The 15,007-nt window shown below is 72.2% G+C and carries 14 protein-coding genes; 8 read left to right on the forward strand and 6 right to left on the reverse strand.

The features are described from left to right. Positions 1-212: 212 nt before the first annotated feature. The 6 genes from ACZ7DE_RS15500 (at position 213) to ACZ7DE_RS15525 (ending at position 5,146) form a co-directional block, all read left to right on the forward strand. Positions 213-1,271, forward strand: a complete 1,059-nt coding sequence (locus ACZ7DE_RS15500; RefSeq protein ID WP_470761351.1) for an energy-coupling factor ABC transporter permease — start codon at positions 213-215, stop codon at positions 1,269-1,271. A 4-nt stretch (positions 1,272-1,275) separates the two neighbouring features. Continuing rightward, positions 1,276-2,037, forward strand: a complete 762-nt coding sequence (cbiQ, locus tag ACZ7DE_RS15505) for a cobalt ECF transporter T component CbiQ (protein WP_470761353.1) — start codon at positions 1,276-1,278, stop codon at positions 2,035-2,037. Beyond that, positions 2,025-2,786, forward strand: a complete 762-nt coding sequence (locus ACZ7DE_RS15510; protein WP_470761354.1) for an energy-coupling factor ABC transporter ATP-binding protein — start codon at positions 2,025-2,027, stop codon at positions 2,784-2,786. The genes cbiQ and ACZ7DE_RS15510 overlap by 13 nt, the downstream gene beginning before the upstream one ends. Beyond that, positions 2,783-3,250 carry a MarR family winged helix-turn-helix transcriptional regulator gene (locus ACZ7DE_RS15515; RefSeq protein WP_470761355.1) on the forward strand — a complete coding sequence of 156 codons (468 nt, stop codon included), beginning with the start codon at positions 2,783-2,785 and terminating at the stop codon, positions 3,248-3,250. Before ACZ7DE_RS15510 ends, ACZ7DE_RS15515 begins: the two co-directional genes overlap by 4 nt. A gap of 161 nt (positions 3,251-3,411) precedes the next feature. Beyond that, positions 3,412-3,894, forward strand: coding sequence for an organic hydroperoxide resistance protein (locus tag ACZ7DE_RS15520; RefSeq protein ID WP_470761357.1), 483 nt, complete (start codon positions 3,412-3,414; stop codon positions 3,892-3,894). A gap of 88 nt (positions 3,895-3,982) precedes the next feature. Further along, positions 3,983-5,146 carry a serine hydrolase domain-containing protein gene (locus tag ACZ7DE_RS15525; RefSeq protein WP_470761359.1) on the forward strand — a complete coding sequence of 388 codons (1,164 nt, stop codon included), beginning with the start codon at positions 3,983-3,985 and terminating at the stop codon, positions 5,144-5,146. A 3-nt stretch (positions 5,147-5,149) separates the two neighbouring features. Here the strand turns inward: ACZ7DE_RS15525 and ACZ7DE_RS15530 are convergent, their stop codons facing one another. Beyond that, on the reverse strand, positions 5,150-5,422 hold the full coding sequence (locus ACZ7DE_RS15530; RefSeq protein WP_470762021.1) for a DUF1876 domain-containing protein: 273 nt from the start codon (positions 5,420-5,422) through the stop codon (positions 5,150-5,152). Positions 5,423-5,707: 285 nt separating this feature from the next. Between ACZ7DE_RS15530 and ACZ7DE_RS15535 the strand changes: the two genes are divergently transcribed. Then, entirely contained in the window at positions 5,708-6,097 is a 390-nt protein-coding gene (locus tag ACZ7DE_RS15535; RefSeq protein WP_470761361.1) for a VOC family protein, read from the forward strand. A gap of 2 nt (positions 6,098-6,099) precedes the next feature. Here the strand turns inward: ACZ7DE_RS15535 and ACZ7DE_RS15540 are convergent, their stop codons facing one another. The 5 genes from ACZ7DE_RS15540 to ACZ7DE_RS15560 all read right to left on the reverse strand — a co-directional run bounded on the left by ACZ7DE_RS15540 (position 6,100) and on the right by ACZ7DE_RS15560 (position 11,438). Continuing rightward, positions 6,100-6,945: an EamA family transporter gene (locus ACZ7DE_RS15540; RefSeq protein ID WP_470761363.1), complete on the reverse strand. Its 846-nt coding sequence runs from the start codon at positions 6,943-6,945 to the stop codon at positions 6,100-6,102. Beyond that, on the reverse strand, positions 6,942-7,424 hold the full coding sequence (locus ACZ7DE_RS15545; protein ID WP_470761365.1) for a YbaK/EbsC family protein: 483 nt from the start codon (positions 7,422-7,424) through the stop codon (positions 6,942-6,944). The genes ACZ7DE_RS15540 and ACZ7DE_RS15545 overlap by 4 nt, the downstream gene beginning before the upstream one ends. Positions 7,425-7,571: 147 nt before the next feature. Further along, positions 7,572-8,156, reverse strand: coding sequence for a lamin tail domain-containing protein (locus tag ACZ7DE_RS15550; RefSeq protein WP_470761367.1), 585 nt, complete (start codon positions 8,154-8,156; stop codon positions 7,572-7,574). Positions 8,157-8,452: 296 nt separating this feature from the next. Then, positions 8,453-10,699, reverse strand: a complete 2,247-nt coding sequence (locus ACZ7DE_RS15555; protein WP_470761369.1) for an MMPL family transporter — start codon at positions 10,697-10,699, stop codon at positions 8,453-8,455. A gap of 136 nt (positions 10,700-10,835) precedes the next feature. Further along, positions 10,836-11,438, reverse strand: a complete 603-nt coding sequence (locus ACZ7DE_RS15560) for a TetR/AcrR family transcriptional regulator (protein WP_470761371.1) — start codon at positions 11,436-11,438, stop codon at positions 10,836-10,838. Positions 11,439-11,609: 171 nt separating this feature from the next. Here ACZ7DE_RS15560 and ACZ7DE_RS15565 point away from each other — a divergent pair, with 171 nt between their 5' ends. Beyond that, the gene (locus ACZ7DE_RS15565) at positions 11,610-14,996 is read left to right on the forward strand and encodes a S41 family peptidase (protein ID WP_470761372.1); all 3,387 of its coding nucleotides are present in this window, start codon (positions 11,610-11,612) and stop codon (positions 14,994-14,996) included. The last annotated feature ends 11 nt before the right edge of the window (positions 14,997-15,007 follow it).

Genomic DNA, 15,007 nt, shown 5'->3' on the forward strand with positions numbered 1-15,007 from the left:
AACCGCCCTCTCACCCAGAGTGACCCGTGCGGAAGCTGTGCGTCCACTCCCCTTCCAATGTCGCATATTTTGCGGAATGCGCTTCCTCGCGCAGGCGTATCTCACATGTGCGATACACGCGCACGGCATCCCCGGGGGCGCCTCCACGTCCGCCCGACGGACAAGCTCCTCGCTCTTGCGAACCGTTCGCATTAAGCCACTATCATCGACGGGTGCACGTACCCGACGGATTCATCAACGCCCCGACCTCCGCCGTGACCGGCGTCGTCGCCGCCGGCGCCATCGCGGTGAGCCTGCGCGGCGCGCGCCGCGAGCTCGACGACCGGACCGCGCCGCTGGCCGGTCTGGTCGCGGCGTTCATCTTCGCCGTGCAGATGCTGAACTTCCCCGTCGCGGCGGGGACCAGCGGCCATCTGCTCGGCGGCGCCCTCGCCGCGATCCTCGTCGGCCCCTGCACAGGCGTCCTGTGCGTGTCCGTGGTCCTGCTGATGCAGGGCATCCTCTTCGCCGACGGCGGACTCACCGCCCTCGGCGTGAACATCACCGACATGGCGATCGTGACGACGGTCGTGTCCTACGCCGTCTTCCGCGGCCTGGTGAAGGTGCTGCCCCGCGGCCGCCGGTCCATCACGGCGGCCTCCTTCGTCGCCGCCGTGCTGTCCGTGCCCGCCGCCGCCGTGGCCTTCACCCTCATCTACTGGATCGGCGGCACCACCGACGTGGCGATCGGCAAGGTGGCCACCGCGATGATCGGCGTGCACGTGCTGATCGGCGTCGGCGAGGCCACGATCACCGCGCTGACCGTGGGCGCCGTCGTCGCCGTCCGGCCGGATCTCGTTTACGGTGCGCGCGATCTGCGCCAGAGGCTGCGGCTGCGGGTGAACGGCGAACTCGTCGACGCCCCTGCCCCTGAGGGGACCCGCACGGCGCCCGTGGCGGTCCGCGCCTCGCGGCGCACGCTGTGGGCGACCGGCCTGGTCACCTCCCTCGTCCTGGCCGGCTTCGTCAGCTTCTACGCCTCCGCGAGCCCCGACGGCCTGGAGAAGGTCGCCGCCGACCAGGGCATCGACAAGAAGGCCGAGAAGCACACGAGCGCCGACTCCCCGCTCGCCGACTACGGCGTCAAGGACGTCACGAACGCCCGGCTCTCCGGCGGTCTGGCGGGCGTGATCGGCGTCGGCGGGACCGTCGTCGCGGGCAGCGCGGTGTTCTGGGCGGTCCGCAGGCGCCGCACCCAGGACGCCTCCCCGGCGTCCACGAGCGGCGTCTGACGCCATGGGAGCGGGACACGCGCACCGGCTCTACCGGCACGGCCACTCGCCCGTGCACGCCCTGCCGCCGCACGCCAAACTCGCCGCCGCCTTCGCCTTCGTGGTGGTCGTGGTGTCGACGCCACGGGAGGCGATGTGGGCGTTCGGCCTGTACGCCGTCCTGCTCGCCGTCGTCGCGCACCGCGCGCGCGTGCCGGCCGGTTTCCTGCTGAAGCGGCTGCTGATCGAGGTGCCGTTCGTCGCGTTCGCCGTGCTGATGCCGTTCGTCGCGGAGGGCGAGCGGGTGGACGTCCTCGGACTGTCCCTCAGCGTCAACGGCCTGTGGGGTGCCTGGAACGTCCTCGCGAAGGGCACCCTGGGCGTCGCCGCCTCCGTGCTGCTGGCGTCCACCACGGAGCTGCGCGAGCTCCTGCTGGGCCTGCAACGCCTGAAGCTGCCCCCGCTGCTCGTGCAGATCGCCTCCTTCATGATCCGCTACGGCGACGTCATCACGGACGAGATGCGGCGCATGCGGATCGCCCGGGAGTCGCGCGGCTTCGAGGCGCGGGGCGTGCGGCACTGGGGAGTGCTGGCCAAGTCGGCCGGCGCGCTGTTCATCCGCTCCTACGAGCGCGGGGAGCGCGTGCACCTGGCCATGGTCAGCCGCGGGTACGCCGGTTCGATGCCGGTGATCGACGAGGTGACCGCGACCCGGGCGCAGTGGTCGTACGCGCTGACCCTGCCGTTCGCCGCCCTCGTCGTCTGCGTGTTGGGATGGGCCCTGTGACTGACGTTTCCCTGCAGGTCTCCGGCCTCGCCTTCGCCTATCCCGACGGCCACCAGGCCCTGTTCGGCGTGGACTTCTCCGTCGCGCGCGGGGAGCGCGTCGCGCTGCTCGGACCGAACGGCGCCGGGAAGACGACCCTGGTGCTGCACCTCAACGGCATCCTGACCGGCGGCGCCGGCACGGTGACGGTGGCCGGGCTGCCGGTCGGCAAGCGGCACATGGCCGAGATCCGGCGCAGGGTCGGCATCGTCTTCCAGGACCCGGACGACCAGCTGTTCATGCCGACCGTCCGCGAGGACGTGGCGTTCGGACCGGCGGCGGCCGGGCTGAAGGGCGCGGAGCTGGAGGCGCGCGTCGACCACGCCCTCGCGCAGGTCGGCATGGCGGAGTTCAAGGACCGTCCGCCGCACCACCTCTCCTTCGGCCAGCGGCGGCGCGTGGCGGTCGCGACGGTGCTCGCGATGGAACCCGAGATCCTCGTCCTGGACGAGCCGTCCTCCAACCTCGACCCCGCCTCGCGCCGCGAACTCGCCGACATCCTGCGGTCGTTGGACGTCACGGTCCTCATGGTCACGCACGACCTGCCGTACGCCCTGGAGCTGTGCCCGCGCGCCCTGATCCTCAGCGAGGGCGTGATCGCGGCGGACGGCCGCACCGGGGATCTGCTCGCCGACGACGCCCTCATGCGCGCGCATCGCCTGGAGCTGCCCTTCGGCTTCGACCCGCGCTCCGCGACAATGGGCGCGTGACGAACGACGGACCCACCGCCGACGGCTCGCTGCTCCTCGACGAGCAGCTGTGCTTCGCGCTCTACGCGGCCCAGCGCGCGGTGACGGCCGCGTACCGGCCGCTGCTGGACGAACTGGGCCTGACCTACCCCCAGTACCTCGTGCTGCTCGTGCTGTGGGAGCGCGGCGAGACGACCGTCAAGGAGCTCGCTTCGGCCCTGCGACTGGACTACGGCACGATCTCACCGCTGCTCAAGCGGCTGGAGTCGGCGGGCCTGGTGCGCCGGGAGCGCTCCGCGCGCGACGAGCGCTCGGTGCTGGTCGCGTGCACCGGGCGCGGCGAGGATCTCAAGGGGCGCGCCCGACGCGTGCCGTCCACTCTGCTCGCCTCGACGGGCCTGGAGACGTCCGAGGTGGCGCGGCTGCGCGAGGAGCTGTGGGGCCTCGCGGACCGGGCGCAGGGGGCGGCGGACCGCGCGCGATAGCCGCCCGACCCGCTGAACCCCCCTGCCGTTCCTGCGTCGTCCGGTCGGCCCGGCGGGCTCGAGTTACCCATGGTTACCACCCCCTGGTCGACCGGTGCGTCCATACCGGCCGGTACCTTGTGCACGATGTAATCCGGGAAGAACCTGGGGGAGGTCCCGCAGTGACCGAAGGCGCCGCCGTCGACACCGACGAAACCGTCGCTTCCGCCGACACCGTCGACACTCGTCCGACGAAGATCATGTACGTCGCCGAGGCGACCGCGCACGGGGGGCGCGACGGGTACGTGACCAGTCAGGACGGCCAGATCGAGCTGAAGGTGGCAATGCCTCCGCAGCTCGGCGGCGACGGCAACGGCACCAACCCGGAGCAGCTCTTCGCGGCCGGCTACAGCTCCTGCTTCCACAACGCGCTGATCCTCGTCGGCAACCGGGCGGGCTACGACCTCACCGGGTCGACGGTGGCGGCGAAGGTCGGGATCGGCCCGAACCGGAGCAAGGGGTACGGGCTCGCGGTCGCCCTCAGCGTCTCGCTCCCCGTCCTCGACCCGGACCTCGCCTCGAAGCTGGTCGACGCGGCGCACCAGGTCTGCCCCTACTCGAACGCGACGCGCGGCAACATCGACGTGACGATCCTTCTCGGCTAGCGGGACACAGGAATCGCAGGGGCGACAGGGGTGTTCTCCTTGTCGTCCAAGGCGGTTTGCCGAGCGAAGGTCGAAAGGACGTGCGGACGTGGACGTGAACGGTGCGGTGGCCGAGGGCTTCGAGCCGGTCCGGGAGGCGTTCGTCCGGAATTTCGACACACTCGGTGACCGGGGCGCGGCCGTGGCCGTCTACCGCGACGGGCGCAAGGTCGTCGACCTGTGGGGCGGCACGCGCGACGTGGACGGCACGGCCCCCTGGGAGCGCGGCACCGCCCAGGTCGTGCGGTCGGCCACCAAGGGCGTCGTCGCCGCCGGCCTCCTGCTGCTGCACCAGCGCGGCGAGCTGGATCTGGACGCGCCCGTGGGGACGTACTGGCCGGAGTACAAGGCGGCCGGCAAGGAACGCACGCTGGTACGGCATCTGCTCGCGCACCGCGCGGGCGTGCCCGTGCTGGACCGTCCGCTGACGCCCGCCGAGGCCGGCGACCCCGACCTCGGTGCGGCGGCGGTCGCGGCGCAGGCGCCGGTCTGGGAGCCCGGCACGGACCACGGCTACCACGCGCAGACGTACAGCTGGCTGACCGGCGAGCTGGTGCGGCGGATCACCGGACGGCCCGTCGGGGAGTGGATCGCCGACGAGATCGCCGGGCCCGTCGCGGCCGACCTGTGGCTCGGACTGCCGGCGGAGCAGCGCGCGCGGGTGGGCCGGGTGGGACAGGTCGACGCGCCGGCGCAGGTCGGAGCGTTGAGGACCCGGCCCAAGCCCGCCGTCACCGCCGCCTACGCCGATCCGGCCTCCCTCACCCGCCGCGCCTTCGCCGCGATCACCCCGATGCCCGACGAGAACGACCCCGCCTACCGGGCCGCGGCCCTGCCCGCCTCCAACGGCATCGCCACCGCCGACGGCCTGGCCCGCTTCTACGCCTCGCTGATCGGCGAGGTGGAGGGCGGGGTCCGGCTGCTGCGGCCGGAGACGGTCCGGCTCGCGCGCGGCGAGCAGTCCTCCGGCGCGGACCGGGTGCTCGTGGTGAACACGCGGTTCGGTCTCGGGCACATGCTGCACGGCGCCGCGTCCCCGCTGCTGTCCCCCGCCTCCTTCGGCCACCCGGGCCGCGGCGGTGCGCTCGGCCTGGCCGACCCCGGGTCGGGGATCGCCTTCGGCTACGTCACCAACGGCTTCCGTACGAGCGTGACGGCGGACCCGCGCGCCCAGGCGCTGTTGCGGGCACTGCGGACGGCGACGGCGGCGTGACGCCTACACGTTGATCGAGTGCGACGTCCGCCCCGAGGCGTCGTCGATCTCCCCGTGCGCCTTGGTCAGCAGCCGCATGGCGATCTCGTTGAGGGCGCGGGCGCCCGCGATCTCCTCCCCGACCCGGGGCTGGTTGGCGTCCACGTTGTGCCGGCTGGCGTGCCCCTGGGCTCTCACCTCGGTCCCGTCGGGCAGACGTACCAGCGCGACCGCGCGCGTGTGCCGGTCGTCCTCCTCGAACTCCAGCTCGACGTGCCAGCCGACAGCGGTGTGCATAGTGGCCATGACGATCACCTCCGGAACTCCTGCTTCCAGGGTGCTCCCGAGAACGGGCGGGCGCACCCACTCGGGACGTGACGGCGTCACGGGAAATCCTCGTTGCCGAGGTCCGCACCGGCCGCTAATGTCGCCCGGGTGACTGCCGGGTCGGCCATGGGCCACGCACGAGTGAGGCTCCCGGCCCCGGCGTGAGCGCGGGGCGGGCGAGGGGCCCGCCGTTCTTCTCCGTCGTCTTGCGACACCCCGGACACCATCCATCCAGGACACGGAGAACCCCCTCACATGACCACGTCCGTCCAGCTCGACCACCACGCGGTCTACGCCCGCGACCGCCGCCTGTCGGCCGACTTCCTCGCGGCGGTCCTCGGCCTCACGGTCGGGGCCCCCTTCGGCCCCTTCCTCCCCGTCGACCTCGGCAACGGCGTCACGCTCGACTACTACGAGAAGCGGGACGAGCCGATCCAGTCCCAGCACTACGCGTTCCTCGTGCCGGAGGACCGCTTCGACGCCGTGCTCGCCCGCCTGGACACCCTCGGCGTGACGTACTACGCCGACCCCCGGCACAGCGAACCCGGCCGGATCAACCGGCTCTTCGGAGGAAGGGGCGCGTACTTCGTCGACCCGGACGGCCACAACATGGAGATCATCACCCGGCCGTACGCCCGCCCGTAGCGTCAACCGGCCCGCAGCATCAGGCCGATCCCGACGACGAGAAGTCCGGCGGCGACGACGCGGGCCGCACCGAACCGCTCCTTGAAGAACACCGCCCCGATCACCGCTCCGACGACGACCGACGACTCGCGCAGAGCGGCGATCGGGGCCAGTTCCGCGCGGGTCTGGGCCCACAGGACCAGGGCGTAGGCGAGGACGGACAGCGCGGAGCCGAGGAGGCCCAGGGCGGCGAGCGGGCGCAGGACGGCGACCGTCCGGCCGCGCCACCTGTAGGCGGCGTACGCCGGGATGACCATGCCCTGCACGGCCATCAGCCAGGCGATGTAGCCCAGCGACGATCCCGAGGCGCGGACGCCGAGCCCGTCGACGACGGTGTACGAGGCGATCGTCAGCCCGGTCGCCAGCGCCGCCCCGATCGCCGCCCAGTCGGGCCGTCGCCCGCGCAGCCCCCACAGGGCGACGCCGGTCAGTCCCGCGCACGACAGCGCGATCCCGGCGGCCGCCCAGCCGTCCGGCACCTCGTGGGCGAAGACGGCGGCGAGGACGGTGACGACCAGGGGCGCGGAGCCGCGCGCGATGGGGTAGGCCTGGCCGAAGTCGCCGAGCCGGAACGACCGCATGAGCAGCGCGTAGTACGCGATGTGGATCAGCGCGGAGAGCAGCAGGTACGGCCACGCGCCCGCCGCCGGGAGCGCGGTGAACGGCGTGAGCGCGAGGCCGATGAGCATGCCGCCGCCGGAGATGAGCGTGAACCCCACCAGTTTGTCGGTGATCCGGTGGGCGATGGCGTTCCAGCCGGCGTGGGTGACCGCGGCGATCAGGACGGCCGCGGTGACCAGCGGGGTCACGCGGTGCGCTCGCGCACGTCCACGAGGGTCGCGCCGGCGTGCTCGACCAGGTCCTTCGGCGACATGGGGAACACGACGTGCGGGTTGCCGGCGGCCGCCCACACCACGTCGTGCGCGAGCAGACCGCGGTCTGCGAGCACCCGGGTGCGCGTGCGGTGTCCGAAGGGCGGCACGCCCCCGATCGCGTACCCGGTCGTCTCGCGTACGACGTCGGCGGCGGCCCTCGTCACCTTCTCGGCGCCGAGTTCCTCGCGCACCAGCTCGACGTCGACGCGGGAGGCCCCGTCCATCAGCACCAGCACGGCCGCCCCGTCCGCCGTGAAGATCAGCGACTTGCAGATCTGGCTCAGCTCGCACCCGATGGCGGCGGCGGCCTCGGCGGCGGTCCGGGTCGCCTCGGGAAAGCCGCGCGTGGGAACGTCCAGCCCGAGGGCGCTGAGGGCTTCGGCGAAACGGGGGTGGGCGGCAGGCGAGGTCATGCGGGCACGGTAGCGGTCGGTGCGGTGGGCGGGCGAGTGGATTCCGGCGCTCACGCGGCGGCCCGCGCGGCCGAACGCCGAAGCGCCCGACCCCTCTCGCGGGGTCGGGCGCGTGGCCGTCAGGTCAGGCCGGCCGGGGTGCGGGCGTCAGTCGCGGCCGCCGTGGTGGCGGTCGCCGTGGTGGCGGTCACCGTGGTGACGGTCACCGTGGTGACGGTCACCGTGGTGACGGTCGCCGTGGTGACGGTCGCCGTGGTGACGGTCGCCGTGGTGACGGTCGTGGCCCCAGGACTCGTCGTCGACGAAGCGGTCGCGGTCGTTGCGCAGGGTGGCGGTGTCGGAGTCGTTGTCCCACACCTCGCGGTAGCGGTCCTGGAACAGGTCGGTGCGGGTGTCGCGGCCCTCACCGGTGTGGATGCGGACGGTGGCGCGGGGGGCCAGCCGGTAGTGGCGGAAGGTGTAGGTGTCGCCGCGCTCGTCCGAGAGGGTCCACCCGTCCAGGTTGACGGTGTGACGGGTGGTGTTGGTCAGCTCGACCCATTCCTTGTTCAGGGAGCGGGCGGAGCGGTCGTTTCGGCCCGGTGCGTCGTACTGCACGGCACTGATCTCCACCTTCGGCCGGTCGTGGCGCGGGTGGTCGGCGGCGGAGGCCGGCAGCGCCACCGTCCCGACGACGGCCGCGGCGATCGCGGCGGCGGCGAGACAGCGAGCGGAAACAGAGTTAGCGGACACAAGGTCTCCTTGCGTGGTGCGGGTCGCGGCCCGATCGGCCGCATGACCAAGATTCGATCACCGGTCGCGGCTCTTGTGCCTGAATGCCACCCCGCGTTACGAACCGTCCACATTCCGGTGACAGTAGGCTTCCATGTCCATATATGTACTGAACGCTCCGCATCGTTGCCGTAGCGGGCCTGTGGGCCCCCGCCGCCCCGGCGCCTCACCCGAAAGTGGGTCACAGAGGAAAAGAAGCCGGCGAGGGCGCCCCGTCCCCACGGAGCCCTCGCCGGCGGTTCAGGCGGCGTCGCGCGTCAGGCGCGCACGAGTTCCCGGTCGTCGTCCGGATCCACGTCCTTGGCGTCGGCGTCCTGGGTCTTCAGACCCTCGCCCTCGACGTCCACGTTGGGCAGGGCGCGGTCCAGCCACTTCGGAAGCCACCAGGCCTTCCTGCCGAGCAGGGCCAGCACGGCCGGCACGATGGCCATGCGCACGATGAACGCGTCGAAGAACACCGCGATCGCGAGGCCGAAGCCGATCATCTTGATCATCGACTCGCTGGAGCTGATGAAGCCGCCGAAGACGGCCATCATGATCACCGCGGCGGCGGCCACCACCTTGGCGCTGTGCCGGAAGCCGGTCACCACGGCCTGGCTCGGGCTCTCGCCGTGGACGTACGCCTCGCGCATCCGGGTCACGAGGAACACCTCGTAGTCCATCGCGAGGCCGAAGACCACGCCCACCATGAAGATCGGCATCATCGACATGACCGGCCCGGTCTCCTCGACGCCGATCAGGCCGCCGAGCCAGCCCCACTGGAAGACCGCGACGACGGCGCCGAGCGCGGCGAGCACGCTGAGCAGGAAGCCGAGAGCCGCCTTCAGCGGGACCAGGATGGAGCGGAACACCACGATCAGGAGCAGGAACGCCAGGCCGACGACCAGTGCCAGATACGGGATGAGGGCGTCGTTGAGCTTCTGCGAGAAGTCGATGTTCATCGCGGTGGTGCCGGTGACGAGGACCTGCGCGCCGGTGTCGGCCCTGACCTCGGCACCCTGGTCGCGGATCGTGTGCACCAGGTCCTCGGTCTGTGCCGAGGAGGGCTTGGAGTCCGGGATCACGGTGATCGTCGCGGTGTCGCCGGCCTTGTTGAAGGCGGCCGGGGTCACCGTCGCGACGTCCTTGAGGTTCTTGATCCCGTCGGTCACCGCGCTCGCGGCCGCCTGCGGGTCGTCGCTGTTCTCGGCGTCGACCACGATCATCAGCGGGCCGTTGAAACCGGGACCGAAGCCCTCCGACAGCAGGTCGTAGGCCCGGCGCTGCGTGGTGGACGTCGGCTGCGAGCCGTCGTCGGGCAGGCCCAGTTCCAGTTGACCGGCCGGGACGGCGATCGCGCCCAGCCCGACCACGCCGAGCAGCAGCACGGCGGCCGGCCGGCGGATGACGAAGCTCGCCCAGCGGACGCCCAGGCCGGGCTTGGCCGGACGGGCGGGCGCGGCGGCCGGGTGGGAGGCGCGGGCCTCGGCGCGGCGCGGCCTGCGCTTCTCGCCCGTCGCCTTGACCCTCCTGCCGGCGAAGCCGAGCAGCGCGGGGATCATGGTCAGCGCGATGAGGACGGCGACCACGACCGTGCCGGCCGCGGCGAGGCCCATCTTGGTCAGCATCGGCACGCTGACGACGGAGAGGCCCGCCAGGGCGATCACGACGGTGAGTCCCGCGAAGACCACCGCCGAGCCCGCGGTGCCGGTGGCGCGTCCGACCGCTTCCTCGCGGTCGCGGCCCTCGGCCAGCTCGCTGCGGTAGCGGGAGACGATGAACAGCGCGTAGTCGATGCCGACCGCGAGGCCGATCATCAGGGCGAGCGTGGAGGTGGTGTCGCCGAGGTCGAGCGTCTTGGCGAGGGCGGTGATGGTGGAGACGCCGATGCCGACGCCGATGATCGCCGTCAGCAGCGGCAGTCCGGCCGCGACCAGCGAGCCCAGGGTGACGACGAGGACCACCGCGGCGATGGCGAGACCGATGACCTCGCCGGCCGCCCCCGGTTCGGCGCCGGCCTGCAGCGCGTCACCGCCGACCTCGACGGTCAGCCCGGCGGTCCGGGCGTCGCCCGCGGCCTTCTCCAGGGCGTCACGGGTCGCGTCCTTCAGCTCCATGCCGGGAGCCTCGTACTTGACCGACGCGTAGGCGACCGTGCCGTCCCTGCTCACCGCGTGCGTCGTGAACGGGTCGGCGACGGACACGACCTCGGAGCCCGCGCTCAAAGACGTGACGGTCTTCGCGACGACCGCCTTGTTGGCGGCGTCCGTCATCTTCTGCCCCTCGGGGGCCTTGAAGACGATGCGCCCGGTCGCGCCGTCGGCGCTGGCCCCGGGGAAACGCTGTTCCAGCAGGTCGAAGGCCTTCTGCGCCTCGACGCCCGGTATGGAGAAGGAGGTGGTGCCGGGCGCGGGCGCGGTGGCGGCGCCGACTCCGGCGAGCGTCAGCAGCGCGACCCACATCAGGGCGACGAAGCCGCGTCGCCTGAAGGCGAACCGGCCGAGTTTGTAAAGGAACGTGGCCACGGAGGCGTACTCCCGGTCAGGTCGTGTGTGTAGGGGCAAAAGCCCCAGGGCAGGGTTGACCAACCCCGCGCGGGGCAGGGCTGATCGGCCCGACGACGTGAGCGGTGACGTCAGGTTGGGCGGACCGTGGGGACGGTCAGGTGGTGGGAACGCCGAGGGCGGGGAGGACCACGGCGTCGATGTACGACAGCAGGAACGCCTGCGTCGGCGGCTGCTCGTCGAGCATGTTGCGGGCGGCGAACGCGCCGATCATCATGTGCGGCATGTAGTCCATCGCCGGGTTGTCCGGACGGATCTCACCCCGGTCGACCGCCCGCTGCAGCACCCGGCGGAACTCGGCCATCTCCGGCTCGACGAGATGCTCCCTGAAGGCCTTCAGCAGGTCGGGGTTGGCGTGGACCGCCATGGCCAGACCCCGCATCAGGGCGGAGTTCTGCTCCATCTTGCAGTCGTCCGAAAGCATCGTGAGGGCGTGCAGGTCGCCCCGGAGCGATCCGGTGTCGACCGCGGCGGCCGAGCTGCTCGGCTTGTCGTGCCGGACCGCCTTCGCCACCAGTTCGGCCTTGCCGCCCCATTGGCGGTAGAGCGTGGCCTTGCTGGAACGGGTGCGCGCGGCGACGGCGTCCATGGTGACGGCGTCGTAACCGACCTCACGGAGCAGGTCGAGCACGGCCTCGTACAGCTCTGCCTCGCGCTCGGGGGTGATGCGGCTGCGACGCGCCGTTGCGACCTCGGACATCCCGCTCTCCTTCCCGCTCCGAACCGACGTAATTCCGTATGCGTACAGCATGAATGTAGCGCACTTCACTGCGAAACGAAACCGTTTCGTACGTGTCCTGGCTCACGGGAGTCCGGATCCGCACACATGTCATAAGTTGCTCCGCTCCATCCCCCGGAAAAGCATGGGGAGGTGAGCTATCTGCGTCTGCCCCACCTCAGCGGTGACCTGTTGTGCTTCGTGGCCGAGGACGACCTCTGGCTGGCCCCGCTGGCCGACCCGGGCCGCGCCTGGCGGCTCACCGTCGACCGCACGAAGGCCGGACACCCCCGGTTCTCCCCCGACGGCCGCCTCATCGCGTACACGAGCTGGCGCAGCGTCGTCCCGGAGATCCATCTGGTCCCCGTCGAGGGCGGACCCGGACGGCGGCTGACCTACTGGGGCAGCTCCGACACCCGGGTCTGCGGCTGGACGCCCCCGGACGCCGACGGCAACTCCGACATCCTCGCCGTCGCCTCCCACGGCGAGCCCTTCTCCTATTTCACCTGGGCCTACAAGGTCTCCACCGACGGCGCCCCCGGCCGCAAACTCCCCTGGGGCCCGGTCAGCGACCTCCAGGTCGCCGACATCGACGGCGAACGGCGGACCCTGCTGCTCACCGGCACCCCACCGCACGAACCGGCCGCCTGGAAACGCTACCGGGGCGGCGCCACAGGCCGTCTGTGGCTGCACGGACAGCGCCTCCTGGAAGGCCTCGGCGGACACCTCGACTCCCCCCTCGTCGTCGGCGGCCGGATCGCGTTCCTCTCCGACCACGAGGGCGTCGGCAACCTCTACTCCTGCGCGCACGACGGCTCCGACCTGCGCCGGCACACCGACCACGACGCCTTCTACGCCCGGCACGCCTCCAGTGACGGCAGCCGCGTGGTGTACCAGTGCGCCGGCGATCTGTGGATCGTCGACGATCTCGCCGCCGGCTCCGAGCCGCGCCGTGTGGACGTGCGGCTGAGCGGGCCGCGGCCCGGACGCCGGCACTACCAGATCCCGGCCGCCCAGCACGTGGACGGCATCTCCGTCGACGAGACCGGCCGGGCGAGCGCCGTCGTCGTCCGCGGCAGCCTGTACTGGTTGACCCACCGCGACGGCCCCGCCCGCACCATCACCGACACCCCGGGGGTACGGGTGCGGCTGCCGGAGATGCTCGGCCCGGGCGGAGAGGTCGCCTACGTGACGGACGCGGAGGGCGAGGACGCCGTCGAGATCGCCTGCCTGCCGCGCGCCACGGGCGAGCGCCCACCCCGGCGGGTCGCCTCCGGCAGGCTCGGACGGGTGCTGGAGATGGTCGCCGACCCGCGGGGCGAACGACTCGCCGTCGCCTCCCACGACGGGCGCCTGCTCCTCGTCAACCTGTCAGGAACCGCGGCCGCCGCCGAGGAGACGGAGAAGGCCGAGAAGGCCGAGGGGCCCGACGGCTCCGAGGGCTCCGAGGGCTCCGGCGGCTCCGAGGGCTCCGGCGGCTCCGAGGGCTCCGGCGGCCTCGGCGCCTCCGACGGCTTCGACGGCGAGGTCACCGAGCTGGTCGTGTCGGACAACGGGCCCGTCCGCGACCTGGCCTTCTCACCCGACGGGAACTGGCTGACCTGGTCGCATCCGGGCATCGGACGCTCCCTGCGGCAGATCAAGATGGCCCGTATGAAGGACGGGGCGGTCATCGACGTGACCAACGGCCGGTTCGAGGACGAGAACCCGGTGTTCACCAGGGACGGCCGCTACCTGGCCTTCCTGTCCTGGCGCGGCTTCGACCCGGTCTACGACGTGCACACCGGCGACCTTTCCTTCCCGCTGGGCTGCCGCCCCTACCTCGTCCCCCTGTCCTCCGCCACCCCCTCGCCCTTCGCGCTCACCCCGGAGGGCCGTCCGGCCGCCGGCGGACTGGACCCGGTCGAGGACGACGACAACGGCGCCGACGGGACCGTGACCGTGGAGACCGAGGGACTGGCGAACCGGGTCACCCCCTTCCCCGTCACCGCCTCCAAGTACTCGGCGCTGTACCCGGTGGCGGGCGGCGGACTGGTGTGGCTGCGCTGGCCGATCTCGGGGGCGCTCGGCGAGACGTTCGCGAACCCGGACGACACGAGCGGGCGGCCCACCCTGGAGCACTTCAACATCAGCAAGGCGAAGAAGTCCGAACTCGTCGGCGACCTCGACTGGTTCGCCGTCAGCGGGGACGGCACCCGGCTGGTCGTCGTCGACGAGGGCGAGCTGCGGGCGGTGCCGTCCAGCGAGTCAGGGGACCTGGACTCCACGGTCTGGATCGACCTGCGGCGCATCATGCACGAGGTGGACCCGGGCGCCGAGTGGCGGCAGTCGTACGAGGAGGCCGGGCGGCTGATCCGCGCCTACTTCTGGGACCCCGGGATGTGCGGGATCGACTGGGACGCGGTGCTGAACCAGTACCGCCCGCTGGTCGAACGGGTCGCCTCCCCCGACGAGTTCGCGGACCTGCTGCGCGAGGTGCTGGGCGAGCTGGGCACGTCCCACGCCTACGTCACCGCCGCCCGCCGCAACGAGGGGCCGCCGCACTACCAGCGCCTGCAGGGGCTGCTCGGCGCCAACTTCGAGCGCCGGGAGGCCGGTTGGACCGTGCGACGGATCCTGCCCGGCGACTCCTCCGACTCCAAGGCGCGTTCGCCGCTGGCAGGCACCGGGATCCGGGAGGGCGCGGTGCTCACCCACGTGGACGGCCGGGCCGTGGACCCGGTGACCGGCCCGTACCCGCTCCTGGCCGGCGCGGGCGGCACGACGGTGGAGCTCACGCTCGCCCCGGCGCAGGGCGAGGCGGGCCGGCCACGCCGGGTCGCCGTCGTCCCGCTCATCGACGAACGGCCCCTGCGCTACCAGGACTGGGTGGCCAAACGGCGAGCCGTGGTACGGGAGTTGAGCCACGGCCGATGCGGCTACCTGCACATCCCGGACATGGGCGGCTCGGGCTGGGCCCAGTTCAACCGCGACCTGCGCATGGAGGTGTCGCGGCCCGCGCTGATCGTGGACGTGCGCGGCAACGCCGGCGGCCACATCAGCGAACTCGTGGTGGAGAAGCTGACGCGGACGATCCTGGGCTGGGACCTCACCCGCGACGCGCAGCCGGTGTCGTACGCCTCGAACGCCCCGCGGGGACCGGTGGTGGCACTGGCGGACGAGGCGACCTCCTCCGACGGCGACATGATCACGGCCGCCTTCAAGCTGCTGAAACTCGGCCCCGTCGTCGGTCAGCGCACCTGGGGCGGCGTGGTCGGCATGACCGGCCGGCACCGGCTCGGCGACGGCACCGTCATCACCGTCCCGATGAACGCGGCCTGGTTCGACGCGTACGGCTGGTCGGTGGAGAACCGGGGCGTCACCCCCGACCTGGAGATCCTGCGCACCCCTCTCGACTGGGCCGAGGGCCGCCACGCCCAACTCGACGACGCGGTACAGCTGGCACTGGACCTGCTCAGTGCCCAACCCCCTGCGACTCCGCCCGACTACACCGACGTCCCCGACCGGTTCCGCCCGAAGCTGCCGCCCCGCACGACGTGACGGAGGCGAGG

The organism is Streptomyces sp. NPDC037083, assembly GCF_055606485.1.